Below are 26962 nucleotides of genomic sequence, written 5' to 3'. Positions count from 1 at the left end.
TAGTATTGCTTAAAGCTAACGCCAAAGCTGCCAAACAGGCTTTACTTGCTCAGGCAGTTTTAAGTTTCGTCCCAAATCACTCCATTTGCTTGGGTAATGAAAGTCAGAACCTAATGAAGCATATAAATCATATTCTAGACAATATGTTAGCATAAGTCGTCTTTGATCTGGATTCATTTGCGGCAAGACAATTTCCATGGCATCGCCACCCGCTTGTTTAAAATCAATAATTAACCTGCGCAACCATTTCGCGGTCATATCATAACGCATAGGGTGCGCAATCACTGCTGTCCCGCCTGCTTGATGAACAACATTTACCGCCTCAGCAATATCGCACCACAATGGTTTAACAAACGCGCGTTTGCCCTTACCAATATATTTATCGAATGCCGCTTGCATAGTACTCACATGGCCTTGTTCATGTAATACGCGAGCAAAGTGTGCACGTGTGATAGTACCGTCACCCGCTGTGCCATTCCCTACTAGCGCTTTTGCCTGTTCTAGCATATTAGCAAAACCGCATTTTGCCAGTTTGTCAGATATAGTTTGCGCTCGGTTTTCCCTTGCTTGCTGCTGACGAGTGATAAGCTCAGTAATTGCCGGGTGAGAAGCGTCGATATTTAAGCCGACAATATGAATTTCAAAATTTTGCCAAAGTGTCGAAATTTCGATGCCCGGCAGCAATTTAATTGTTAAATTTTGTTCTAGAATATAACGTTTTGCACTATCTAGCGCAGCAACAGTGTCGTGATCGGTGATCGCCAAAACATCAATTTGAAAGTTCGTTGCACGGTCTATCAACTGTTGCGGGCTAAGACGACCATCAGAGCAAGATGTATGACTATGAAAATCACATCGCGTGGTTAAATTAAAGTCAAAATCAGCTATTGACATAAAAACGGAATTCAGGTCTTCTATAGGGGAAAGGTCATTCTACGTCGAACAGCGATAGATTGACAGAACGATTAACAAATCGCTTTTTTATTTTTAGCGCATTGTTAAAGTTAAAACACAACGTAAGTAAACGTAAACAAATGAAAAACGCATTACATTTAATTCAAACACAACAGCTGATTTGGTGGTGGCATAACTCTACTTAGGTGGGTTGTGAGCTTTTGCGTATTTGTTATACCAAGAAAAGATTTCATGAAAACCCGCCTTTAGGCGGGTTTTTTCGTTTTAGCGATAAAAACATTTTGGATTATCAACATGTTAAAAACAAAAGTTAAAAGTTGGTTTATTTGGTGGCTTCAGCCTATTTACGCCGGTTGACTGAACATATAAATAAACAAACATTAGGATTAAAAAATGATTATTGTACTTAAATCACAAGCCACAGAAGCTGATGCCAACGAAATTTTAGATAAAATTGCCTCGCTTGGTTTAAAACCTTTATACATGCCAGGTGTTGAACGCACCGTATTAGGCGCCTTAGGTGATGAACGTATTCTTCGCCAACTCCACCTTGATAGCTACCCTATGGTAGATGAAATCAAGCCAGTATTAAGCCCTTATAAACTAGTAAGCCGAGAGCTTCAGGCTCATGATTCGATTGTTTCTATCGGTGGTGTCAAAGTTGGCGGCAATAACTTTACCGTCATCTCGGGTCCTTGCTCGGTCGAATCTAAAGAACAACTATTTGGTGTAGCTGAGATGATTAAATCTCATCACGTTCCACTTTTGCGTGGCGGCGCGTTTAAACCGCGTACCAGCCCATACAGTTTCCAAGGTTTAGGTGAAGAAGGTTTAGCCTTACTTAAAGCGGCGAAAGCACAATATCAATTACCGACTGTTTCTGAAATTATCGACCCAAGTGATGCTGAATTAATGGCACAGTATATTGACTGCTATCAAATTGGTGCCCGCAATATGCAAAATTTCCGCTTGCTTGAAGCTGTCGGTAAACAGCAATTACCTGTACTGTTGAAACGTGGCATGAGTGCAACCATTGAAGAATTATTGCTGGCTGCCGAGTACATCATTAATGCGGGTAACCCTAATGTCATTTTATGCGAGCGCGGTATTCGCACTTTTGAAACAGCCACCCGTAATACCTTAGATTTAAACGCAGTCGCCTATTTAAAAGAAAAAACCCATTTGCCAGTGCTGGTTGATCCATCACATGGCACCGGTGTGCGCTCATTAATTAATCCTTTATCGCGAGCAGCAGCTGCCGTTGGCGCAGACGGTATCATTGTTGAAACTCATTTAAACCCTAAACAAGCATTATCTGACGGACATCAAGCGTTAACCGCGGATGATTTTGCTAAGCTAATGGCAGATATCAAACCATTTGTTAATGCTGCAGGTAAGGTTTTAAGATAAGCGCTTAGAAAGGACGCCAAATGAGAACTGAAGTAAATACCCAAGCAGGTGCTGTAAATACCCTTTCCGGCACGGCTAATTACCAAGCGGATCCGCTCGCGGTATATAAAGCGCTTTGTCAGCAAAAGCCGCATACGGTGTTGCTAGAATCAGCAGAAATCGATAAGAAACATAAGCTGAAAAGTTTATTAGTGACTGATGCTGCGCTAAAAATTGCTTGCTTAGGCAACACAGTAACATTCACGCCACTATCACTTAATGGTGAAGCCGCACTTAGCTTTATTCGTCAGCCATTAGCGGAAATTGCCGAGATTACCGAAGATGGTAACCAGGTTATTGCAACATTTAGCCCAACCAATATCAACCTGGATGAACTGGCAAGATTACAAGCCCACAATGTGTTTGATGCACTGCGCTTAGTGAAACAGATTATCAATAGCGATCATCACGACTTTGCCGTATTTCTAGCCGGCTGTTTTGCCTTTGACTTAATGGAAGTGGCCGAGCAATTGCCAGAAGTTGCGACCAAAGAAAATACTTGCCCAGATTATGTATTTTATTTAGCTGAAACTATTGTGGTAATTGACCATGAGAAACGCACCAGTGAAATTATTGGCAACGTTTTTTCTGGCGAACATCAGCAAAAGTGTTATTTTGAAATTAGCCGTCGGTTATCGGAAATAAAATCGTTACTGACCAATGCTATTGTTAACGAAACAATAATTGATATCAGCACTACTGCGGCGAATAGCGCTTCAACAGCATCAGCAACACCTGATATTAGCGACCAAGCTTTTTGCCAACATGTTGAGGCATTAAAAGAGCACATTCGCGCTGGAGATATTTTTCAAGTCGTACCATCACGGACGTTCTCGTTACCGTGTAGCTCGCCATTAAACAGCTATCAAGCGTTAAAGTTGACTAATCCCAGCCCTTATATGTTTTTTATGCAAGATGAAGAATTTTGCATATTCGGCGCTTCACCAGAGTCTGCGTTAAAGTATCAAGCGTCCACCAATCAAGTAGAGCTTTACCCAATTGCGGGTACTAGGCCGCGCGGCAAAGTTAATGGCAAATTATCACCGGATTTAGATAGCCGTATCGAACTAGCGCTGCGCCAAGATCAAAAAGAATTAGCCGAGCATATTATGTTGGTTGATTTAGCCCGCAATGATATTGCCCGCGTCGCAGTACCTGGCACCCGCCATGTTGCCGACCTATTAAAAGTCGATCGCTACTCGCATGTTATGCATTTAGTTTCACGAGTGTGTGGTCAATTAAAACCTGAGCTAGATGCCCTGCACGCTTATCAAGCTTGTATGAATATGGGCACACTTTCTGGTGCGCCGAAAGTTAAAGCCACTGAACTGATTCGAAAAGTCGAAAGCAAACGACGCGGCAGCTACGGCGGCGCAGTGGGTTACATGACCGGCAATGGCGATATGGATACGTGTATTGTGATTCGCTCTGCCTTTGTCGCCAATAATACCGCTTATGTGCAAGCAGGAGCCGGTGTCGTGTTTGACTCAAACCCGCAGGCAGAAGCCAATGAAACCAAACAAAAAGCCCAAGCGGTAATTAATGCAATTTATTTAGCTGAGCAGCAAGGACTACAAGGAGTAAGTGATGGCAACTAACAGTCAAAACGCCAAGGCTGTGCGTCATATCGTGATGCTCGATAACTTAGACTCATTTACATATAACTTAGTGGATGAATTTTACCAGCTTGGCTTTAGCCCCAAAGTTTATCGTAATACCCTGCCATTAAGCTTTATCATTGATGAACTGAATAAACTTGATGGTGAAGTGTTAATTGTGCTGTCACCAGGCCCTGGAAACCCAGCTAGTGCCGGCTGTTTAATGGCATTAATTGAACATGCCGCCGGTAAATATCCAATTCTTGGTATTTGCTTAGGTCACCAAGCATTAATTGAACATTACGGCGGAAAAGTCGATCGCGCCCCTGAAATTGTTCATGGTAAGTCATCGGCAATTAGCCACAGTCAAACTGGTGCATTTGCCGGCATTGAATCACCACTCCCCGTTGCTCGCTATCACTCGCTAGTTGCGATAAAAATGCCTGATAATTTAACAGTTACCGGCAGTGTCAATGATTTAGTGATGGCCATTGAGCATAGCCAAGATGCAGTGGTTGGCTTTCAATTTCACCCAGAATCAATATTAACCACTTATGGCAGCAATTTGCTGGCGCAAGCGATTAACCATGTGTTTGATTTATTTCATGCTCACCAAGAACAACAAGGATCAGGAGCAAGTTAATGACAAATATTTTAGAAAAATTAATTCAGCAACAATCATTAAGCCAAACAGAGTCTCAGCAATTTTTTGAGCAAATGATTAACGGCGAGATTGCGCCAGAGCTTCTAGCGTCAGTATTAACCGCACTAAAAATTAAAGGCGAAACCCCTGAAGAAATTGCTGGTGCCGCACTCGCCGTTCGAACCAATGCCACATCATTTCCAGTCCTTGATTTTACAACTGCTGATTGCGTAGGCACTGGTGGCGATGGTGCTAACACCATCAATATTTCAACCACCGCCGCCATTCTTGCTGCAGCTTGTGGTTTAAAAATGGCCAAGCACGGTAATCGCAGTGTGTCATCCATGTCGGGCTCTGCTGATTTACTCGAAGCGTTTGGCGTTAATTTAATGATGTCGCCTGACGTTGCGGCTAATTGTTTAACTCAAGCGAACATCTGTTTCCTTTTTGCCCCGGCTTATCACTTAGGTTTTAAACATGCCGCACCGGTAAGAAAGGCCATGGGGGTGCGCACGCTATTTAATATTTTAGGGCCATTGGTTAACCCAGCAGCGCCTAGCACTATGTTACTCGGGGTTTATACGCCAGAACTACTGAAAATAATGGCGAACGTTCTGGTATTAACTGACGTTACACGCGCATGGGTCGTTCATGGCGCTGGCCTAGATGAAATTGCCTTACACGGCGCAACGCAAGTGCTAGAAATTAATCACGGCGAAATTACCGAACGCGTAATATCCCCAAGTGACTTTGGTCTTGAGCACTACGAATTAGACGAGATTAAAGGTGGCACGCCACAAGAAAATGCCGAAACCATTAAGCAAATTTTAGCCGGTCACGGTATCGATGCTCATAACGCAGCAGTCATTATCAACTGCGCTGCGCTACTTTACTTGCATGATAAAGCGAGCTCACTAATGGAGGCTAAAGCTATTGCCGAGCAAACGTTAAAGTCAGGCAAGGGTCTTACCACGCTCAATAGCTTAGTGGCGCTTTCAAATGAGGAAATCAGCTAATGGCAAACGTTTTAGCAAAAATTGTCGCCGATAAACGCATTGAAATAGCAGCGCGTAAACAAGCTCTGCCGCTGGCTACTTTTATCGATACCTTAGCGCCAACCACCAAAGATTTATATGGTAACTTAGCCCAAGAAAATGCTGGTTTTATTTTAGAGTGTAAAAAAGCTTCTCCTTCTAAAGGCCTGATTCGGCCTAATTTTGACGTAGTAGCAATTGCACAAATTTATGACAAATACGCCGCAGGTATTTCAGTGCTTACCGATGAAAAATATTTTCAAGGAAACTTTGATTATCTAAAACAAGTTACCAGTACAGTTCAAGCGCCGGTGCTAAATAAAGATTTTTTTGTTGATGTTTATCAGGTTTATCTTGCTAGATATTACGGCGCAGATGCGATTTTACTGATGTTAAGTGTGCTTAATGATAGCGAATATACCGAGCTTGCCAATGTTGCAAAACAGTACAATTTGGCGATATTAACTGAAGTATCAACGGCTGAAGAACTTAAACGCGCGATTGCTCTTGATGCTAAATTAATTGGCATTAATAACCGCAACTTACGCGATTTATCCACCGATATCGCCCGCACATTTGAATTTGCACCACATATTCCGGCAGATAGATTAATCATCTCAGAATCTGGCATTTACACCCATGATCAAGTGCGAGAATTAGCGCCAGCAGTTAATGGTTTTTTAGTGGGCAGCTCAATTATGGCGCAAACCGATGTTGACCTTGCCTGCCGAACATTAATTTATGGCCCTAATAAGGTTTGTGGCTTAACGCGTGCGCAAGACGCCGACGCCGCGAAAAATACTGGTGCTGTCTATGGTGGTTTTATTTTTGCGGAAAAATCGCCGCGCTGTATTAGCCTTGAGCAAGCGCAAGTGATTCTCAAACAAGTTACTAGCCTTAATTATGTTGGGGTATTTGTTGATGCCGAGCCTAATCAGGTTGCAGCTACTGCCAAGCAATTGCAGCTTCATGCAGTGCAATTACACAGCAATGAAGATCAAGCTTATATCGACCAATTGCGTCAGATACTGCCGGCAAATTGCCAAATTTGGAAAGCACTGGCGGTACGCGACGAAGTCCCTAGCTTAAACTTAAGCATTGATCATTATGTGTTAGATGGTAAATCCCCCGGCAGTGGTCAGCCGTTTAATTGGCAACTGCTAATGGACAGCGAACAAGATTTATCAACTTGCCTACTGGCTGGCGGTTTACAGCAAGATAATATCAGCAAAGCGATTAACAGCATGCAACAACAAGAACTTTTCGGACTTGATATTAACTCAGGGGCAGAAGATGCACCGGGTATTAAGTCTGCGGCGAAACTACAGCAACTTTTTGCCCAAATTAGGAATTATTAAAATGTCAGAAAATACCACGCAACTTTCACCTTATTTCGGCGATTTCGGCGGCATGTTTGTCAGCGAATTATTGGTGCCAGCTCTTGAGCAACTAGAACAAGCGTTTATTGATTCACAGCAAGATCAAAGCTTTATCAAGGAGTTTAATCGCTTATTAAAAGACTATGCTGGTCGACCGACTCCACTAACCTTATGCAGCAATATTTCGCCGAACCCATTGGCAAAAATTTACTTAAAACGTGAAGATTTACTCCACGGTGGAGCTCATAAAACCAATCAAGTGTTAGGCCAAGCGCTACTTGCCAAACGCATGGGTAAAACTGAAATTATTGCCGAAACTGGCGCTGGTCAACATGGTGTGGCCTCAGCTATTGCCTGTTCGCTTTTGGGCTTAAAATGTCGGGTTTATATGGGAGCTAAAGACTGTGAGCGCCAGCAACCTAATGTTTTTCGCATGCGCTTAATGGGCGCAGAAGTAATTCCGGTTACCGCAGGTAGCGGCACATTAAAAGATGCGGTTAATGAAGCACTGCGCGACTGGTCAGCCAATTATGATAATGCCCATTACTTATTAGGTACTGCTGCAGGCCCGCACCCGTTTCCAACGATTGTCCGCGAATTTCAAAAGATGATCGGCGAAGAGGCTAAAGCACAATTATTGGAACAAGAAGGCAGGTTACCCGATTATGTCATTGCCTGTGTTGGCGGTGGCTCTAACGCTATTGGCATGTTCAGCGATTTTATTAAAGAAACTGGCGTGAAACTAATCGGTGTTGAGGCTGGCGGAAAAGGCATAAACACTGACGAGCATGGCGCCACCTTAACTGCGGGCACTAAAGGTATGCTTCATGGTAATTACACTTACATTATGCAAAATGAATTTGGCCAAATTGAAGAGTCTTATTCAGTTTCTGCTGGCTTAGATTATCCAGGTGTAGGTCCTCAGCATGCGTTTTTAAAAGAAACCGGTCGTGCACATTATGTGGCGATTAATGATGATGAAGCGCTAGCTGCGTTTCAGTTATTGGCAAAATGTGAAGGTATTATTCCTGCGCTTGAGTCATCTCACGCGCTGGCACAAGCATTAAAAATGGCCAAAGATGTCACCGAAGAAACGGTGATTTTAGTAAATTTATCAGGGCGCGGTGATAAAGATCTGGCCCATGTCCACAGTATATTAGCATCAACTCAGGAAGGAGCGGAATAATGACACAACTAGGCGCTCGTTATCAACAATGTTTTGCCGCGTTAAAAGCTAAAAATGAAGGAGCTTTTATTCCGTTTGTCACCTTAGGCGACCCGACCAAAGCTCAGTCAATTGCCATCATTAAAGCATTAATTGACGCTGGGGCTGATGCCTTAGAATTAGGTATTCCATTTTCAGATCCAAGTGCTGATGGCGTAACCATTCAAATGGCCGGCATTCGCGCGTTAGATGCAGGAATTACCACCGATGTCTGTATTGAGATTTTAACCGAAATCCGAGCCTATTCGCCGAATACGCCAATTGGTTTATTACTTTATGGCAATTTGGTGTTTGCCCGCGGTATCGATACGTTCTATCACGATATGAGCAATGCTGGCGTTGATTCAATTTTAATTGCCGATGTGCCTATAAGGGAAAGCGCACCATTTAGAAAAGCAGCTTTAGAAAGCGGCATTGCGCCTATTTTTATAGCGCCGCCTAATGCCTCGAACGATACCTTAAAGCAAGTTGCAGCATATAGTCAGGGCTACACTTATGTATTAAGCCGAGCAGGTGTTACTGGCACTGAAACCAAAGCGGCAATGCCAGCTAATCATCTTATTGCCAGCTTAGCCGAATATAATGCGCCACCTCCTGTTTTAGGCTTTGGTATTTCAACGCCTCAGCAAGTGAGTGAAGCAATAGCCTCTGGTGCTGCTGGCGCTATTAGTGGCTCTGCTACAGTAAAAATTATTGAACAGCATTTAGATAATTACGATGAAATGTTATCTGCGCTAACGGCATTTGTTAGTGAAATGAAAGCGGCAACTAGAAGCTAGAAGAAAAATAGTGATGGTTAGCAATAAAAAAACGAGCTTTTTAGCTCGTTTTTTGTTGCTAACCTCAAGTTTTTAGTACGAAAAAAGCTATTGGCAATTCCCCTGCTTTAACGCCTTATCAGCTTCGGTTAAAAAGATCCGAGCCAACCTTGCTTGCTCATTGCCGACACCATTTAGCTCACGCATACGCTTATTCATTTCAACTCGCAAATCACGACAGTCTTCAGCACTATCAGGCACTTGCAGCGCATTAACATCATTACTATTACCTGAATTATCGCCACCTAATTTATGTTCAACAGCTATTTCAGCTATGCTCTGTTCAGAAGGGCTAGATTCTGAAAAAGTAGGCTCAGGAAATTTGGCTTGATCCGCTGTAGCAGTAAGCCCTGGTTTAACCAAAATTAATTTAGCATTTACCGCACTGGGCATATCGGAATAGTGAACATTACCGTTTTCATCCACCCAGTAATAAACCATGTTATCTTGAGCAGCATGGCCAATACCAGTAAACGATAAAATTAATATTAGTAATAAGCACTTAGGCACAGCTTATCCTTGTCAATGAGTGTCATTCGGTACTTACGCCCAGTATAGACCGAAGCTATCAATATGCCAATAAGCTACGAAATACTGGGCGCTTATACGATAGAAGAAAACAATTTTTAGCAACAACCTGCTATTTATGACTAACTACCTATGTTTATTGCGCCGCAATTAACACGCTATAACCACTTGCCGAATTCGGATCTTGCTGAACAATGACAAATTGATTATCGCTGTCTTCATCTAAGGTTAAAATTTGCTGCGCTAAAATCATGTCACTACTGTTTACTTTCGCAACAACAAAAACCTGATAGGTATTATTTAACAAGGTTAAACTGTCATTGCCGGCAAATGGTACGGCTTTCTTATATTCAGCACTTTCAATTAGCTCATCACTACGAACAAAGTAAACATTAATCGAACTAAAATCAGGGTCGTCGACCAAATTAACAATGCTAACATTATGTTGATAAATAGCTTGGCTAGTGCTGTTTTTCACCACCAGTGAATTAACAGTAATTTCGATTTCGTCAACAATACCATCATTATCTTCATCGACATTGCCATCACCATCTTCATCGACATATTCTTCCGATGCGTAGAAAAACACGGTTTTATCTATATTACCGGTTAGCGTTACTAAATGATTTTTCAGTAAATTTACCTCGCTTTCACTGGCTTTAACCACAAAGCTATAATCGCCCTGCGCAGTATTAATACTTGAGCTAAATTGGCCAATCGCTAGCTGACTAATATCGGCCTGAGCATTATTTGGCTGCGAATAAATATCTAAATTTCCCTGGTAATCTGGTAGTAAGTCGTTAAGCAAAATACCATTATATGCACGAAACTGTGCTGCAGAGCCTTGACGTTGATATTGATAAGTGCTGCTACTAGTAATTAAATCGACGGTAAATGGCGTGGTATCAATTCCTACGTTTTCCCGCAACGCTAAAACATATTGCGAGGTGTATTGAAAATTAATATGTTCAGAAACAAACACCACCTCTTCACTACCTGCTGCAGTAATATAAAACGTATATTCGTCTTGACCAAATTTATGGTTAACCGTTAATTCGCTGTAACCAGCACTATCAATCAGCTCGGCTTCATTAAAGGTTTCATCACTTTGTGAAATGTAAATATCGACATCACCAAAGTCTTTATTCAAGTTTAAAAAGCGAATATTAAATAAGTCTTCGCTGGCATCATTATCATCGTCAATAACAGGAATGCTGTACTGAAAAACAGCTGGCGCAGTAATATCTTCCGCCAATACTAAAAAATTAATATTTTCCTTAGTTACCTCAATTTGCTCTTGAAACAGCTGGGTTAAATCTTCACGTGCACTGCTATCATCGCTTTGCCAGCCAAGCTCTGCGTAATAATCGCCTTTTTCTAATTCATTACGACTTGATGCACTGCCATAGGATACCGCGCTATAGGTGCGCTCTATTTCATCATCATCGTCTTCATCTAAATCTTCATCAATGGTTAAATAAACTTCCGGCGCATTGGCAGAAGCGTTATAAAACTGTACATAACCGACTTTGGTACTGTCATCACTTGAGCCGCCAGAGTCACAAGCACTTAGTAACAATAAACTGGCAGCAATTGGCACAACTAAGCTTGTGCTAACACTTGGTTTGCTTAACAACTTAAACATGGTTTCACCCTTTAATTATTTAGTATTTTTTTATCTTTTGCATCGCTGTTGAATAGCTATCGATTTTTGCAAAAGTTGGCTAATAGAGCGGGTGGAACTTATTAAGTTCAGCGCTAGATTCAAACTTTACATAGCTTTACGCTTCTTTACGTTTGCGCTGAATAATTGGGCTAAAACAAGTGCTATAGCCTAGTTTTAGCTGAGATAAAGCAAGGACAAAAGTTGAGAATCAGGGCTAGCGTGTTACACTAGCGCTCCGAAAAAAATTAACGAATTTTCAACAAGATTTAATCGTCATTCATGAGTAATTTTACAAGCCTTTTAGCACCTGAATTGCCATTAGCACACGCTGATAAAGTTGATAAAAAAGAATGGGTCAACCTTGCAGGTTCCAGTACCAGTTTAGCGCTTTACCATGCTGCGCTTCAGGCAAATAAACCACTCTTAGTGATCACTCATGACACCCCGACAGCATTACGTCTAGAGCAAGAGTTAGAAAGTTTAAAAACCAAACAGTCATTAACTGTGTGTTTATTCCCTGATTGGGAAACGCTACCCTATGATAGCTTTTCGCCGCATCAAGATATTATTTCGCAGCGGTTAGCCACGCTTTATGCACTATCAAGAATGCAGCAAGGTTTGATTATTGTACCTATTACCACCTTGGCACAGCGCTTATCACCGAAGTCGTACCTTGAAGCAAACGCGTTAATGATCAAACGTGGCGACAAAAAAGATCTTCATCAACTGCGCCAAGAACTTGAAGCCAGCGGCTACCGAAATGTTGACCAAGTAATGGAACATGGTGAGTTTTCAGCACGCGGCGCAATTCTCGATCTATTCCCAATGGGCAGTAATGCCCCGTTTCGATTAGACTTTTTTGATGATGAAATCGAAGAAATACGGTTATTTGATCCAGACTCGCAACGTTCAAGCGATAAAATTGCTGAAATCAACTTACTGCCAGCCAGAGAATTTCCCACGGACGAAGCCGGTATTAACCTCTTCCGTGCTCAATACCGCGAACAATTTACCAGCACCATAGATAAAGAATCGGTTTATCATCAAGTTAGCAATGGCATTATGCCAGCCGGTATTGAATATTATTTGCCGCTATTTTTCGAGCAAACCAATCACTTATTTGACTATTTACCAGCCAACACCCTGCCGGTAATTATCGGTGATATAGAGCAGGCAATCGATCATTACTGGCACGATATTACCTATCGCTATGAAGACAGACGATACGATCCAACACGTCCGCTGCTGCCACCTGAGCAGTTATATTTATCAAAAGAGCAATTATTTTCCGCGCTTAAGCCATTTGATCGCATTACCGTATCGCCAGCAAAGCCACCACGTAAAAAGCCATCTCAAATTTTATTTGCCAGCGAAGCGCTGCCAATGCTTGCGGTTGAACATCAGCAAAAACAACCTTTTGCCGCGTTAAATGGTTTTATCAGGACTCATAAAAAGCATCGTTTGTTATTTGTTGCTGAATCTCAAGGTCGCCGTGAAAGCGTATTAGAGCTACTTAAACGTAATGACATAAAACCCACTATTGCGCCAAGCATTGATGATTTTATTCACAGCGATGAACAAATTGCCATTACCGTTAATGCCTTAAGCCAAGGTTTTAGTTTTAGCTGCAGTTTAGGCGGTAGCGACGGCAAGAATAGTGGCGAACAAAAAATTGCCGTTATCACCGAAACCGAATTACTGGGTGATACGGTTAAACAAACCCGTCGCCGCGCTAAACAACAAGATGTGCAAGCCGATGCCATCTTTAAAAACTTAGCAGAATTAAGTGCTGGCCAGCCAGTGGTGCATATTGACCACGGTATCGGCCGCTACTTAGGCTTACAAACCATAGAAACTGGCGGTATAGCCACAGAATTTCTGACCTTAAGTTACGCCAACGACGCTAAGTTATATGTACCGGTGGCATCACTACATTTAATCAGCCGTTATTCGGGCAATGATCCTGAGCATGCACCATTACATAAACTTGGTAACGATACTTGGTCAAAAGCCAAGCGTAAAGCCGCTGAAAAAATTAAAGATGTGGCCGCTGAATTACTTGATGTTTACGCTAATCGCGCCAGTAAAAAAGGTTATCAGTTCAAGCGCAATAAAGAAGATTACCAAGCGTTTGCTGCCAGCTTTGGCTTTGAAGAAACTCTTGATCAAGAACAGGCCATTCACGCAGTGATCAGCGATATGCTCGATAACAAGCCAATGGATCGCTTAGTGTGTGGTGATGTTGGCTTTGGTAAAACCGAAGTGGCCATGCGCGCTGCCTTTGTTGCGGTAAACGATGGCAAACAAGTGGCGATTTTAGTGCCGACTACCCTACTTGCCCAACAGCATTATGAAAACTTCCGCGATCGTTTTGCCAACTGGCCAGTGACTATTGAAGTGCTGTCGCGCTTTAAGTCCGCTAAAGAACAAAATGCGGTAATTGAAAAAGTTGAAAATGGTCAAATCGACATTCTGATCGGCACTCATAAACTATTGCAAAACAGCATTAAATATAAAGACTTAGGGCTACTGATTGTTGATGAAGAGCACAGGTTCGGCGTTAAACAAAAAGAAAAAATCAAACAGCTGCGTAGCGATATTGATATTTTAACACTAACTGCAACGCCTATTCCAAGAACGCTGAATATGGCAATGGGCGGCATGCGCGACTTATCGATTATTGCCACCCCGCCAGCAAAACGTTTAGCAGTGAAAACCTTTGTCCGTCAGCGCGAAGATGCGCTTATTCGTGAGTCAATTTTGCGGGAAATCTTACGTGGTGGTCAGGTCTATTTTCTGCATAACAATGTTGAAACAATAGATAAAACCGCCCGCGATATTGCCGAATTAGTGCCAGAGGCAAAAGTGGTGACCGCCCACGGTCAAATGCGCGAGCGTGACCTAGAAAAAATCATGAGTGATTTTTATCACCAGCGTTTTAACGTACTGGTGTGTACTACCATTATTGAAACCGGTATTGATGTGCCAAGCGCCAACACCATTATTATGGATAGAGCCGATAACCTTGGTTTAGCACAGCTCCATCAGCTTCGTGGTCGTGTTGGTCGTTCACATCACCAAGCCTATGCTTATCTGCTAACGCCACACGAAAAACGTATGACCAAAGATGCGAAAAAGCGTCTTGAAGCCATTGCCTCATTAGAAGATTTGGGTGCTGGCTTTACGCTTGCCACTCACGATTTAGAAATTCGTGGCGCCGGTGAACTACTGGGCGAAGATCAAAGTGGCCAAATGAGTCAGGTCGGCTTTAGTTTATACATGGAAATGCTTGACCAAGCAGTTGCAGCCCTAAAAGCAGGTAAAGAACCGACGTTAGAGAACTTAACGGCCAATCAAACCGATATTGATTTACGTATTCCGGCACTATTGCCAGAAGACTATATTTTTGATGTCAGCCTGCGCTTAAGTATTTATAAACGTATCGCCAGCTGTACTGACAAAGAAGCATTGGATGAAATTCAGGTGGAATTAATTGATCGTTTTGGTCTACTGCCGCAAGCCACCAAAAACTTAGTGCACATTGCTAAATTAAAATTAAAGGCGCAAAAAATCGGCATTGCCCGCATTGAAATGGGACCTGCACATGGCTCAATTGAATTTTCCGACAATACTCAAGTAGACCCAATGAAGATAATTGGCTTGATTCAACAGCAACCAAACGTTTATAAAATGGAAGGAGCAAACAAGCTGAAATTTATCAAAGCCACCGAAGATGCCGCTCAGCGCTTTAGCATCATCAATGCAATTTTAGCCGAACTTACAAAGCGTTAATCGACTCTGGTATGCTATGAACAAAATGCTTAGAACCTGTAAACCTATGACGGCAATTTTCAAAAAGCCAACGACAACCTTTTCTGCACTGGCAGGCGCTATATTATTAAGCTATTGCTCACAGTCAGCTGCCGCCATTGATAAGCGTTGGTTTGAAGTTGAAGTAATTTTATTTAGCCAATTAGGCGATAAATCAAATGATCCGGAAATTTTCGACGGTAAAGCCAGTTTGCCTAACTATCGGAAAGTCGTGGATTTATTAACGCCATATCTTTACCCAGATACCGATACACTGCGCCTACAATTGCCTAGCTGTGAAACTCGCCAATACCCAGCAAATTACCTTGCAAATGTCTCGTTGCCACCTTTACATAGTGAAAAGTCGCTAGAAGATATCGAACAAGATAAGGCGCAAGCCAATGAATTTTCAGCACTTAATACCGCAGTTAACGATTCTACCGAGAACAATCTAACCATTAACAGTGGAGCAAACTCGGCACTACAAGGCGCTCAAAGCGAGCTAAACCAAGTGTCTGAACTTAGCGAACAGAATAAGCTAAGCGAGCAGAGGGTTCTAGGCGAACAGAGCAGTCAATTACAGCAAGAAGATCCATTTGAAGTAATTGTTGAATTAACCGAACAACAGCGTCAATTAGTGATTGATGCCGAAAGTTATTTTGCTAGCCATTTTGATAACATAAATCAGCAATTTAGCTATCATGCCCTAACCACTGATGCCAGCAACCATGCTAATAACCAAGTGCTTTGTCAAACCACCGTTATTAATGAACGTAGTACAATCGCTGATTATCTTACTTGGCAAAAAGGTATTGAACAAATCAATGCTCTGCCGTCATACCCAATTGATGAGCTTAGCGGCATTATTGATAACCCAGAGTTTGTCGACACCGACAAGCCTTATTTAATCAGTGCTGACTCGCTTAAACTAATCGATATCACCACGCAATTACGTCGTAGTCGCGACTTTAAACCGCTATTACATTTAGGGTGGCGCCAATCATTAATTAATCGTCGCAACCCAGCCAGAGAGCCCGCCATTCGCCTATTTGCCGGCGAACATTATGGCCAGCAATACCAGCAGGCGCTAAGTACCTATCAAGAAGCAAAAGCAGCCGCAGAATATGCCGAATGGCAACTGCAGAACCCTACTTTGGGCAATGAAAACAGTTTAACCCTTGATTCACCTGATTCAACTGGCACCATAGAAAGTACTGCGGCCAATGAAATAATCGCCGATACTGATAGCGAGTTAGCTAAGTTAGCTAAGTTAGAGCACACTAAAAACCAGCTAATTCAGCAAAAACTTAACGAGCTTTACCAAGCATATGATCAGCAAAGCTTTACTGTCGAATCAACAATCGCAGAACTAAAAGAAACACCAACAAGCAGTGTTTTACAAAGCAGTCAGGCAGTGACACACGGTGATACTGTGCTAATTGCGCCACAAGCGCCTAACCAAAACTGGTTTGTTGAAGGCTTATTTCGTTTACATTTAAGCCATTACTTATTTATTACTGCAGATTTTAATGTGGCTGTGCCTTATTCAGCCGATAAGCAGTTAGAGAAAAATAATGGTAAGCCTGTTTCTACAGCCCAGCAAACTGCTGAACAGTTTCAGTTTAAACTGGTCCCATTTAGCCAAAACAAGCGGGTGATTAGCACTGAAATTCATTATTTTGATCACCCGTATATCGGCATGATTGTGCAAATTAGGCGTTATGAAAAACCAGAGCCAGAACAAGCAGAAAACCAAGAATAGCCATTCGAACAACAGGTTAAGTTATTGAAAAAGTTAGGAAAGAACATGGATAAAGAAATTGAAATTCAAGCCGCAGTATTTCGTCGCTTATTAGCGCACTTAGACAGCCGCAAAGATGTGCAAAATATTGAGCTAATGAACCTCGCAGGTTTTTGCCGTAACTGCTTTTCTAAATGGACAGTTGCAGAAGCAGAGAAGCTTGGGGTAACGGTTGATATCGATACCGCGCGCGAAAGTGTTTACGGTATGCCGTATGAAGAGTGGAAAGATAAGTATCAATTGCCTGCAACGGAAGAGCAATTGGCGAAGTTTAATGAGTTGAATAAGAAGTAGTTAACACTTTCATCGCTCAGCGCATATTATCTTTTTAAAACAATAAATACTTTCGAGTGTTGATCATTGTTTAAGTTATATTGTCGCGGTGGCGACAGCACAAAAGAGGGAAAACCTTTGCTGCCCTCTTTCATCTCTATGCACACAGCGACGCGGAATTCCAGGCTCCTTCAAGATTACCGTCATTCCGCACTTGATGCGGAATCTACTTCGTTTCAATTTACTTTAAAAACTCATAAAGATTCCAGCCTTCGCTGGAATGACGATATTCATCACGAAACTCGAACGAAGCATTAATCTGCTTAGTAAAATGTCTGAATGATAAATAATTTTCAGCAAGTGCTGGCAGGGAAAGCCAGCAACGTTAGTTAGCACATGAAGATGCTATCTAAACGCTTAGCTCGAAAAATTTATTAAAATCCGGAGAAACAAATTGCTGCAGCGCCATGAGGTTTCATGTGGGGGTAGCGGCGCTCAAATTCGTCAGGAGCGAATTTGAACATCGAAGATGGCCTGAAAGGTAAAATACAGGGATGTATTTTATAACCATTCTCTTAGGTGCTGCGGCAACCACCACAATGTTATTTTCATCAATCTAATGAACTAAAAAACCGCTCTACTCTTGGCAAAAAGTAATTATCGTAATTTAATGAAAACGCGACACTTTCACTTTTACCAACAATTTCAGTGCGCGGTACAAAACCGATATAACGAGAATCTGCGCTGTTATTGCGGTTATCACCAAGCACTAAATAATGACCTGCTGGCACAATGACCGGTTGAAAGCTGCTGGCAGCTTGGTTGTCATTTATCCGAATAAAGTGCTGATGCTCACCGTTCACTTCAATATAATCAAGGTTAACATTATCGCTATTAGTTTGTTGCTGATAGGCTAGTGCCTTGCCATTAATGGTTAAGACATTATTTGCCATCGCTACCGTATAACCTGGTACACCAATAACACGCTTAACTAAACGCTTATCTGCAGCTTTCGAGTCAAAGATAACAACATCACCATAAGCCGGTTCACCTGTTTGCATTAAAGAAATATGGGTAAATGGCACACGCAGATCGTAAGCCATTTTATTAATGAAAATACGATCGCCTTCAACAATTGTTGGTTTCATCGAACCGGTTGGCACATCATTCCAATCGGCGACCGCACTTCTAAACACACTCATCAATAAAATAAATAAGATAAAGCTGCGATTTTCTTGTAATAACGTTAATAACTTACTTAGCGTTCTATTTGCCTGGTTATTTATTTGAGTTTTTACCTGACTATTTATCTTATTGTGCGTCACATTACTCTCCCAATTCCTTCGATTAAAAGCTCTATGAAATGTTTTTAGAGAGCAAGTTGGCTAGGCATTAATTAGCCTCTACCATGCTAACAAACATATTTACCGTAACTTTCCCGCTCCATTTCTACGACTTCTACGGTAATTGAAAGTTCCTGCAATGACATATTTTGAAACATAGCAATGATTTTATCACTGAGCATTTGCCGCTGTTCAAGTGTGCGACCGGATAAAATTCTGGTAGTAATATGGATAAAGCATTTATCACTGTTGCCGACAATGGCGTGATCAAAAGCAATAGCCCTAAGTTTAATGGTATCAACATCAAAAAGATCAGAGGCAATTGCGCCGGCTTTAACACTCTCGAGCATCGTTTGTGGCGAGATTTGCTGAGTTATGTCTGAGGAATATTCAATAGTAATATGTGGCATTTACTTACCTTTGATAATCAGAAGTGTTGGTTAAGTCTTTTGGTTAAGCTTTAGCGAAATTCATGTCGTGTTGATAATGGTTGTTTAAAAAATTGCAAGGTAAAGCCTTTACCTGATAAATCCGTTACCTCAACCGTTAACTGGTTATCGCTCACTAACTGGTAGTGCAGGCGTTGTGGAAAGTCATGGTTTGCGTTGATAAATTCCCAATGGTTGTCAGTACAATTTACCAGTTTAAACGGCACAGGCAGTTCGCTGCTTGCTGGCTTAGCCAAGTAAAAAATTTGATTATCCATTAGCACAATTCGCAGCTGCTCAATATCAATTGTATCGCTGGCATTTGCGCTTTTGAGATTAATAAATTGCCCAACACCTTGATATTCACCATTAGCCGTTTGCTGCCAATGTTCGGTTACCCGTTGATTATTTGCTTGATGTTGCCAAGCCCCAACTAACCAAGACAATTGCGTTAAATCATTACAGGCATGGTGACTTAACACATGAGAAGCTAACGCTTGGGGAGTTAGCGCTGGCGCTGAAACTTCGTTCGCGTTTACAGTGGTTGGCAATACAAATGTCAGGCAAATAATGGAAAGCGCTAAATAGCGACTAGTCATGTTTGTGTACATAGCAAATTCCTTATGTAACGCCCTGTATAGCCCTGTATATAGTTCTTAATAGGCTTTCGAAATAACGTTTTTTCTTGGTAAACTGACGAGTAAGCTGACGAGCTAATTAAAAGGCTGAGATTTCCTCATCGGTTAAATAACGCCATTCACCTAGCATTAGTTCATCATCTAATATTATTGCACCAATACTTTCACGGTGAAGTGCTTCAACAAAATTGCCAACCGCCGCAAACATCCGTTTTACTTGATGATACTTACCTTCAGTTATAGTTAATAACACTTCATCATCTTCAATAATTTCAACGATTGCCGGCAAGGTTAAGTGTTTTTCACCATGCAGCTGCACGCCTTCGGCAAATTGCTGAATTACCTCATCGTTTATCGGATCACGTAGCCATACGCGGTAAGTTTTTTGGCATTGTTTTTTTGGTGAAATAATATTGTGTGACCAAGCACCATCATCAGTAATGAGTACAAGACCTGTAGTATCAGCATCTAATCGACCAGCAATATGAAGTTCAAATGCTCTATCTATATCTAACAAATGTAAAAGTGAAGGATGCACCTCATCGACATTTGAACAAATCATATCTTGTGGCTTGTTCATCATAATATAGCGCTTACCTAATAACTGCAGCGGTTGCTCACCATTGCAGACCATAGCGCCTTCTGGTACCTTAAACGCGCCATTTTTAACGACTTCATCGTCCACAGTAATTAAACCTCGCTTTAGCAAGGTTTTTGCTTCATTTCGCGTAAGCTCAGTACTTTTACAAATATATTTATCTAACCGCATGGTTTAAACTCAGTTAACTGTCAATTTTATTTACATTAAATTAACATTTATTTTACAAACTTTACTTTTGACTCTATAAATTTCAATTAACACAAACAGGAAGCAACATATTGTTTATGTTAAATTTAATTGGAATAACAACTATCAAATCAGCCAATTAAGCAACAACTTGTATACGTCAATTAAATTTACATTCTATTACAACTCGCCAGTTTTACATTAGTAAGTTATTCATTTTTTATACGATTTTTTGGCCTCACCTGCAAAACCACACAATAATTACATTCTATTTACAATTATTTAACATTTGGATTAATTCTTGCATTTAGCCAATCAGCAAAATGAAGTAGGTCTAACAGTCCCCCTTTGTTTGACCAAAACTTTATTTTTGCCCCATTAAAATAATAAAGGAAACAAGATGAGATATAGCAAATTTACTTGCGCCAGTTTTCTAATGGCCGCCGGTTTAGCCGCTACAAATGTAAGCGCAATGCCGCAACCAGAAAGAAATGTAACGCTAGCCAAAAACTCTGCAGAGTCACACATTAATAAGGGTGTATACATTGTTCAATTAAAAGGTGCTTCTGGCGTTCAGCAGTCGCTTAATTTGAACAATATTACTGAGAAAAAAGCTGCTAAAGCAGCCAAAAAGTACAACCCTAAAAGCCAAGAAAATGTAAGTTACGTTGCTGGCTTGAAAGCTAATCAACGTAAGGTAGTTGCAGCAACTGGTTTGCCTGAGCCGCTTTACTTCTACGGCCATACGTTTAATGGATTTACCGTTAAAATTTCTGATAAACAAGCGGCATTATTAAGAAGTCACCCTGATGTTTTACATGTATGGCAAGATGAATTTATGCCGTTAGAAACGGCTAATACTCCGCAATTTATGGAATTAACCGCACCAAGTGGTTTACACACAAACAATACCTTAGGTGAAGGTGTTGTGGTTGGTGTAGTTGATACCGGTATTAACCCTAACCATCCAAGCTTTTCCGGGGATGATTTTGCTCCGTTCACTGAAGCTGAAGGCTGGAATGGTGAGTGTGCTGTTGATACAGACGTTGAGTTTAACTGTAATAATAAAATCATTGGTGCTCGCTACTTTAATGCTGGCGCTAAAGCCGCTGGCACATTAGCAGAGTATGAATATGAATCACCACGTGATGTTGACGGTCACGGCTCTCACGTTGCTGGCACCGCTGCAGGTAATGTTGTGGAAGATGCCATGATTAACGGCCAACTTGCTGGCGATGTTCGCGGTATGGCCCCTCGTGCTCGTATTGCAGCGTATAAAGCTTGTTGGGATTTCTCAGATCGAGACCCGGGCTGTTTTGGCACAGATACCATGGCTGCTATCGAGCAAGCGGTTGTCGATGGTGTTGATGTGATTAACTATTCAATTGGTGGTAGCTTAACCAGCTTATTAACCGGTCCTTCATTTGCATTTTTAAATGCAACAGACGCTGGTGTATTTGTTGCTACTTCTGCGGGTAACAGTGGTCCAGGTGCTGGAACTGTTGGGATGCCTGTGCCTTGGGTAACTAATGTTGCCGCTTCAACTTATGACGGCGTTGTGCCTTCACAAGGTATTGAAGTGAACTCAGGCAGCCTAGCTGAACAAATTGTATTAGCCAATGAAGCGGCTTTTTCATTGCCGTTAGCTGAATCTGGCGATATCACCGGTAGTCTTGCTACGACGACTCCCATTGATGCTTGTAAGCCTCTTACCAATGCTGAAGAGGTTGCCGGTAAAATAGCACTGATCAGCCGTGGCGGTTGTGCATTTACGATTAAAGTGGAGAATGCACAAGCTGCTGGTGCTGCCGCTACGGTGGTATATAACAATCAAGTTGATTCAGGTCCATTTGTTATGGGTGGTACGGCTGAAACGCCAATCACTATTCCTGCAATGATGGTAGGCAACAGCAACGGCTTAGCACTAGCCGCTGAGGTTGATAGCGAAGTAGACGTTAACATTACCATGTCTTCATCAATTACCGCACAAGCAACGGTTACCGGTAATATTATGGGTGACTTTAGCTCACGTGGTCCAAGCCTTGCTGTGGCTGATTTAATGGTGCCAGATATTACTGCGCCGGGCTTACAAATTTTAGCTGCAGCACCTACTGGCGCTGACTATGCGTATTTGCAAGGTACGTCAATGGCAAGTCCGCACATTGCAGGTATTGCCGCATTAATTAAAGAACAACACCCTGATTGGTCTCCTGCAGCTATCCGTTCTGCCATTATGACCACAGCTCGCCAAAATGTGGTGAAAGAAGATGGGGTAACACCAGCTGATCCATTTGATTTTGGCGCCGGTCATGTTGTGCCAAATGCTGCAGTAAATCCTGGTTTTGTCTATGACGCAGGCCTTGCTGATTATGTTGGTTTTATCTGTGGTAAAGAAGATGAAGTTGCAGTAGTCGAAAGCATCTTTGGCTCTGGCATTTGCGGAGCATTAGCTGATGCGGGTTACTTATCTGGTACTAATTTCAACCACCCTTCTATTGCCGTAAGTGGCTTAGGTCATGCTGAAAGCATCATTCGTGTAGCAACTGATGTTTCAGGCCTTGATTCTACTTACACCGCAACACTTGAACTACCAGCAGGCATTAGCGGTTCATTGAAAGTATTTAATGGCGAAGGTTTTGTTGCGGGTAACGCTATGTTTGTACCTGCCAACGGCATTGGCGCTTACTTGTTAGAAGTTGATCAAACAGAAAGTGCAGTATGGAATGAATGGGTATTTGGTTCAATTACTTGGACAAATGGCACACATACCGTGCGTAGCCCAATTGCAATTGAGCCGGTTAAGCCACCAAAAATCGATTATGTTAAGTCAGTCATTGCCACACAATCAGATGACAGACACCGCATTATTTTACCAGTGACATTTAACTATGACGGTAAGTTTTATGCTCAAGCTCACGGTATGGCAGCAGCTATCAAGCAACATAACGTTGTCGAGCAAGATCCCGATAGCTCATTTTCGTATGAAGAAGATGGTTTAGGCTGGCACTACGTTGATGTATATGAAGGCACAAAAGCGCTACGCTTTAGCCTTAAAACCAGTGAATTACCAATTGCCGATGCTGATTTAGACTTATTCGTTTACGCTTGTGAGTTTAATCCTGAAACAGAAGAAACAGAGTGTAGCAACATTGGTGTATCAGCCCAAGGTAGCTCAGATGAATCTGTTACCCTTATCGACCCTAAACCACTAAACGGTGCCAGCGATTTCTATCTAGCATTTGTTCATGGTTGGTCACTGGCCGGTGCTGAAAGTATGCCATACCACTTAAACGTTCATGTGGTTGAAAACCAAATGGATAATATGAGCGTTCACACCCGTCGCTCAGCGAAAACCGGTAGAACTTCCAACATGTATCTAGACTTCAAAGACTTACTTGTTGGCGAGAACTATTTAGGTGGTGTGACCATGACCGATGACTTAGGTGAAACCATTGGCTTTACCTTAGTGGAATTAACCGGTCAACAATAATAATTAGCGCCACTTATTGTATTGCTGTTGAGTCAACAGTTGATAAGTGGCGCATTTTTAGGAGTATATAATGAAAAAACTTATGCAAATTTTTGCAGCTACCGTTTTAATGTTGACGACTAGCGTTGCAAATGCCGCTATTATGCAAGACATCATTTTAGAAAATGTTATTGCTGATCCAGGTAATGAATTTGGCATCAGCGATGGCTTTTCTGGCGTTGTCGGCACTATTAGCTATAACCCTGAAAATGTTGATGCCTTTGGTAATATTACTTATGAAAGCGACGAAGACTTCTTTTTCGAAATTACCTTAGGTTCTGTTACATTAAATTTATTTGATGATGAAGATTTCCCATTCTTCCCATTAGCACACTTGGTTAATCCTGATCAGAAATTTTCTGGTGTTTCGGCATTAGATGCCTACTTAACTGACGGTGATAACCTGTTTGAAATTTTTGCTGATGCTAGCTTTGGTTTTAGCTTTTTTGCTGCAGAAGATATGTTTGGCAATCTGGTTGAAGGTGACATTCGTTTTGGCACCGCCGTACCAGAGCCTTCAATGGCTGCGTTATTCTTAGCGGCTTTTGTGTTGTTACGTACGCGCAAACAACGTAGCTAGCCTTATATCTAGTTTATACCTAACTAATAGTGACTAAAAATGTGTAAAAGGAGCCATAGGCTCCTTTTTTTTATGATAAGTTTAATAATACAAGTCTCTGTTAAACCAAGCTGCAGCACTTAAATCGTAATAAGTTTTTAGTTCAAACCTGCTATTAACCGCTACAAGCCTAATTACGAGTACATAAAAATAATTAATGACTAACTTTCAACGCTTACTTGACCAAATTCATCGGTGCCAGCATTGTGTTAGCCAGCTGCCATTAGCACCTCGGCCCATTTTACAATACAGTCAACACAGCAAAGTGCTAATTGCCGGCCAAGCGCCCGGCAAGATCACCCATGAGAAAGGCCGCCCTTTTGACGATAAAAGTGGTGAGCGCTTGCGGCAATGGCTCAATGTTGATAACGCCAGTTTTTATAAACCTGAGCATTTTGCCATAGTGCCGATGGGCTTTTGTTATCCGGGCAAAGGGAAAAGTGGCGACTTACCACCATTAAAAGCCTGTGCCGAATTATGGCGCAATCAATTGCTTGCCGAGTTAACACAACTTTCGTTGACGATTGTTGTTGGCCAGTATGCAGCTCAGTGGCATTTAAAACGCTTGGGGTTAACGTTTAGCTCACTAACCGAGTCGGTCGCCGACTATCAACGCTTGGCAAACTATAATATTTTTGTACTGCCACACCCAAGCCCAAGAAATAACTTGTGGTTAAAGAAACATCCATGGTTTGAACAACAAGTGCTCCCGCTGTTACAGGCCAAGCTTCAACAAGCGCTGAGCCTAAATAACCTGAGCATTAATAAACTGAGGTAAAGTAGCCACCAATAAAAAACCAAGCACTTGGCTTTTAGCGTTAGATGCTTGGTTTTTCGATAAAGGACTATAACGAGTTGTTAGTTATGTATCTTGGTTGGTGTTGTTTTGAATTAGCGCTTTAAGCTCAGCAATTTCTTGCTGCAGCGTTTCAATTTGCGCGCGACTGGCTGGCTCGCCACCTTCTTCGGTTTCACCATGAGACTCAGCGCGAAACTTAGCATGTTCATCACTCATCACTTCCAATACCGTACCTACCATCATATTTAAGAAGATAAAGGCAGTAAGGAAAATAAAGGTCAGGTAATAAATCCAACTTAGTGGGTAAACCGCCATGGTTTCATACATAACATCGGTCCAGTCTTCAAAAGTTGCAACACGAAATAAGGTCAGCATTGAAATGGAAACATCGCCCCATAACACGCGATTTATTTCATGGAACATAATGCTTCCGACTGCTGCATAAATATAAAAAATGACAAACATCAGCAAGGCAATGTATCCCATGCGTGGTAGAGCTGTGATTAACGCATTAATCAATAACCTAAGCTCCGGCACCATAGAAACTAAACGCAACACGCGGAACACTCGCAGCAATCGCGCGATCAACACCCCTGAGCCACCAGCTGGAATCAATGATCCGATAACAATTAAGGTGTCAAAAATATTCCAGCCATTTTTAAAAAATTCACGTTTATGGCGAAAAGCCAAAAAGCGAATGGTAATTTCTACCACGAAAAATATAGTAACCGCGACATCAAGTACCGCAAGAACAATGATGGCATTGTCAGGTAACTGATGAGTTTTAGCACCAACTAATAACGCAGATAAAATAATTACCGCAATGACAATACCTTGAAAAAGGTTACTTGAGTCAATTTTTTTCAGGCGACGTTGCGCTTTATAAACAAAAGTTCCAGCCATAAATATTAACGCACTCCTTCCCCTACAAACGGATTGGTCCGGCGCTCTTCACCGAATGTTCCCATAGGGCCATGTCCTGGAATAAAGCGCACGTCATCCCCTAAAGGAAATAGATTATTACGAATTGAGTCAATCAATGTAGCGTGATCGCCACGTGGAAAATCAGTACGACCAATAGAGCCTTTAAATAGCACATCACCCACTTGCGCAAGCTTAGACTCGCGATGAAAGAACACCACATGGCCTGGGGTGTGACCGGGGCAAAAATACACTTCCAATTCAACATTACCAAAGTGCACTGTATCACCCTGCTCTAACCAACGATCAGTGCTAAAGGCTTCAGCATGACTAAAGCCAAAACGCTCTTTTTGCATAGGAATTAAGTCAATCCAGAATTGGTCTTCCTTTTGAGGGCCTTCCACTTTAACACCGTAATGGCTAGATAATGCTTTGGTCGCGCCGGCATGATCAATATGAGCATGGGTCAATAGCACCTTGTCGAGTGTAAGACCTTGGCTATCGATAAATGCAGTAATTAATTCGACATCGCCACCAGGATCAACCACCGCCGCTTGTTTGGTCTCGTCACACCAAAATACTGTGCAATTTTGCTGAAATGGTGTTACTGGAATAATTTTATACTGCAACATAGCTCTCTCTTTGGGTAATAACTTATAAAAACAGTGGTAAACGTTACGCTGGCAAAATGTCGGGCGCACAAGATAAAAGATCATAGGGTCAAAGTCAGGTAAAACCAATAGTAAAGCCAGTAAAATT

General features: G+C 41.9%; 22 protein-coding genes. 13 read left to right on the top strand and 9 right to left on the bottom strand.

Annotation, left to right across the window (positions count from 1 at the left end; genetic code table 11):
• Positions 1-15: 15 nt before the first annotated feature.
• Positions 16-894 carry an RNase RNM gene (gene rnm, locus ACOB82_RS01730; protein WP_448211190.1) on the bottom strand — a complete coding sequence of 293 codons (879 nt, stop codon included), beginning with the start codon at positions 892-894 and terminating at the stop codon, positions 16-18.
• Between the two features lie 414 nt (positions 895-1308).
• Here rnm and aroF point away from each other — a divergent pair, with 414 nt between their 5' ends.
• Genes aroF through trpA form a run of 7 tightly spaced genes read left to right on the top strand, consistent with a single transcriptional unit; the run spans position 1309 to position 9022 of the window.
• Positions 1309-2325, top strand: coding sequence for a 3-deoxy-7-phosphoheptulonate synthase (gene aroF, locus ACOB82_RS01725; protein WP_448211189.1), 1017 nt, complete (start codon positions 1309-1311; stop codon positions 2323-2325).
• 20 nt (positions 2326-2345) lie between these two features.
• A complete protein-coding gene (locus ACOB82_RS01720; RefSeq protein WP_448211187.1) occupies positions 2346-3962 on the top strand; it encodes an anthranilate synthase component 1 in 1617 nt (538 codons plus the stop codon).
• Positions 3952-4605 (top strand): aminodeoxychorismate/anthranilate synthase component II, encoded by a 654-nt coding sequence (locus ACOB82_RS01715; protein ID WP_448211186.1) that lies wholly within the window; start codon positions 3952-3954, stop codon positions 4603-4605. Before ACOB82_RS01720 ends, ACOB82_RS01715 begins: the two co-directional genes overlap by 11 nt.
• Positions 4605-5621: an anthranilate phosphoribosyltransferase gene (gene trpD / locus ACOB82_RS01710; RefSeq protein WP_448211185.1), complete on the top strand. Its 1017-nt coding sequence runs from the start codon at positions 4605-4607 to the stop codon at positions 5619-5621. Before ACOB82_RS01715 ends, trpD begins: the two co-directional genes overlap by 1 nt.
• Positions 5621-6997, top strand: coding sequence for a bifunctional indole-3-glycerol-phosphate synthase TrpC/phosphoribosylanthranilate isomerase TrpF (gene trpCF, locus ACOB82_RS01705; protein WP_448211183.1), 1377 nt, complete (start codon positions 5621-5623; stop codon positions 6995-6997). Before trpD ends, trpCF begins: the two co-directional genes overlap by 1 nt.
• Position 6998: 1 nt before the next feature.
• The gene (gene trpB, locus ACOB82_RS01700) at positions 6999-8204 is read left to right on the top strand and encodes a tryptophan synthase subunit beta (RefSeq protein WP_448211181.1); all 1206 of its coding nucleotides are present in this window, start codon (positions 6999-7001) and stop codon (positions 8202-8204) included.
• The gene (gene trpA, locus ACOB82_RS01695) at positions 8204-9022 is read left to right on the top strand and encodes a tryptophan synthase subunit alpha (RefSeq protein WP_448211180.1); all 819 of its coding nucleotides are present in this window, start codon (positions 8204-8206) and stop codon (positions 9020-9022) included. The genes trpB and trpA overlap by 1 nt, the downstream gene beginning before the upstream one ends.
• Before the next feature lie 87 nt (positions 9023-9109).
• Here trpA and ACOB82_RS01690 read toward each other — a convergent pair whose 3' ends face one another.
• Both ACOB82_RS01690 and ACOB82_RS01685 read right to left on the bottom strand, forming a co-directional pair.
• On the bottom strand, positions 9110-9571 hold the full coding sequence (locus ACOB82_RS01690) for a DUF4124 domain-containing protein (protein WP_448211179.1): 462 nt from the start codon (positions 9569-9571) through the stop codon (positions 9110-9112).
• Between the two features lie 154 nt (positions 9572-9725).
• On the bottom strand, positions 9726-11234 hold the full coding sequence (locus ACOB82_RS01685) for a DUF4397 domain-containing protein (RefSeq protein WP_448211177.1): 1509 nt from the start codon (positions 11232-11234) through the stop codon (positions 9726-9728).
• A 300-nt stretch (positions 11235-11534) separates the two neighbouring features.
• Between ACOB82_RS01685 and mfd the strand changes: the two genes are divergently transcribed.
• From mfd to ACOB82_RS01670, 3 genes are read left to right on the top strand one after another with little or no spacing between them, the layout of a single operon-like run.
• The gene (gene mfd, locus ACOB82_RS01680; RefSeq protein WP_448211176.1) at positions 11535-15047 is read left to right on the top strand and encodes a transcription-repair coupling factor; all 3513 of its coding nucleotides are present in this window, start codon (positions 11535-11537) and stop codon (positions 15045-15047) included.
• Between the two features lie 16 nt (positions 15048-15063).
• Positions 15064-16827, top strand: coding sequence for a CsiV family protein (locus ACOB82_RS01675; RefSeq protein WP_448211174.1), 1764 nt, complete (start codon positions 15064-15066; stop codon positions 16825-16827).
• Positions 16828-16872: 45 nt separating this feature from the next.
• On the top strand, positions 16873-17160 hold the full coding sequence (locus ACOB82_RS01670) for a DUF1244 domain-containing protein (protein WP_448211173.1): 288 nt from the start codon (positions 16873-16875) through the stop codon (positions 17158-17160).
• Between the two features lie 590 nt (positions 17161-17750).
• On the opposite strand, the gene lepB is transcribed toward ACOB82_RS01670, so the two are convergent.
• The 4 genes from lepB to rsuA all read right to left on the bottom strand — a co-directional run bounded on the left by lepB (position 17751) and on the right by rsuA (position 20317).
• The gene (gene lepB, locus ACOB82_RS01665; RefSeq protein WP_448211245.1) at positions 17751-18425 is read right to left on the bottom strand and encodes a signal peptidase I; all 675 of its coding nucleotides are present in this window, start codon (positions 18423-18425) and stop codon (positions 17751-17753) included.
• 125 nt (positions 18426-18550) lie between these two features.
• The gene (locus ACOB82_RS01660; RefSeq protein ID WP_448211171.1) at positions 18551-18892 is read right to left on the bottom strand and encodes a 5-carboxymethyl-2-hydroxymuconate Delta-isomerase; all 342 of its coding nucleotides are present in this window, start codon (positions 18890-18892) and stop codon (positions 18551-18553) included.
• 50 nt (positions 18893-18942) lie between these two features.
• The gene (locus ACOB82_RS01655; protein ID WP_448211170.1) at positions 18943-19521 is read right to left on the bottom strand and encodes a DUF6265 family protein; all 579 of its coding nucleotides are present in this window, start codon (positions 19519-19521) and stop codon (positions 18943-18945) included.
• 106 nt (positions 19522-19627) lie between these two features.
• Entirely contained in the window at positions 19628-20317 is a 690-nt protein-coding gene (gene rsuA, locus ACOB82_RS01650; protein WP_448211169.1) for a 16S rRNA pseudouridine(516) synthase RsuA, read from the bottom strand.
• A gap of 418 nt (positions 20318-20735) precedes the next feature.
• Here rsuA and ACOB82_RS01645 point away from each other — a divergent pair, with 418 nt between their 5' ends.
• The 3 genes from ACOB82_RS01645 (at position 20736) to ACOB82_RS01635 (ending at position 25261) form a co-directional block, all read left to right on the top strand.
• The gene (locus ACOB82_RS01645; protein ID WP_448211168.1) at positions 20736-23825 is read left to right on the top strand and encodes a S8 family serine peptidase; all 3090 of its coding nucleotides are present in this window, start codon (positions 20736-20738) and stop codon (positions 23823-23825) included.
• Positions 23826-23895: 70 nt separating this feature from the next.
• Positions 23896-24444 carry a PEP-CTERM sorting domain-containing protein gene (locus ACOB82_RS01640; RefSeq protein WP_448211167.1) on the top strand — a complete coding sequence of 183 codons (549 nt, stop codon included), beginning with the start codon at positions 23896-23898 and terminating at the stop codon, positions 24442-24444.
• Positions 24445-24640: 196 nt separating this feature from the next.
• Positions 24641-25261, top strand: a complete 621-nt coding sequence (locus ACOB82_RS01635) for a uracil-DNA glycosylase family protein (protein WP_448211165.1) — start codon at positions 24641-24643, stop codon at positions 25259-25261.
• Between the two features lie 84 nt (positions 25262-25345).
• Here the strand turns inward: ACOB82_RS01635 and ACOB82_RS01630 are convergent, their stop codons facing one another.
• Positions 25346-26185 carry an ion transporter gene (locus ACOB82_RS01630; RefSeq protein ID WP_448211164.1) on the bottom strand — a complete coding sequence of 280 codons (840 nt, stop codon included), beginning with the start codon at positions 26183-26185 and terminating at the stop codon, positions 25346-25348.
• Between the two features lie 5 nt (positions 26186-26190).
• The gene (locus ACOB82_RS01625) at positions 26191-26832 is read right to left on the bottom strand and encodes an MBL fold metallo-hydrolase (protein ID WP_448211244.1); all 642 of its coding nucleotides are present in this window, start codon (positions 26830-26832) and stop codon (positions 26191-26193) included.
• Between the last annotated feature and the right edge of the window lie 130 nt (positions 26833-26962).

The organism is Colwellia sp. MEBiC06753, from assembly GCF_053470325.1.
The sequence above is the reverse complement of the archived record's forward strand: the minus strand, read 5'-3'. Positions and strand labels throughout refer to the sequence as shown.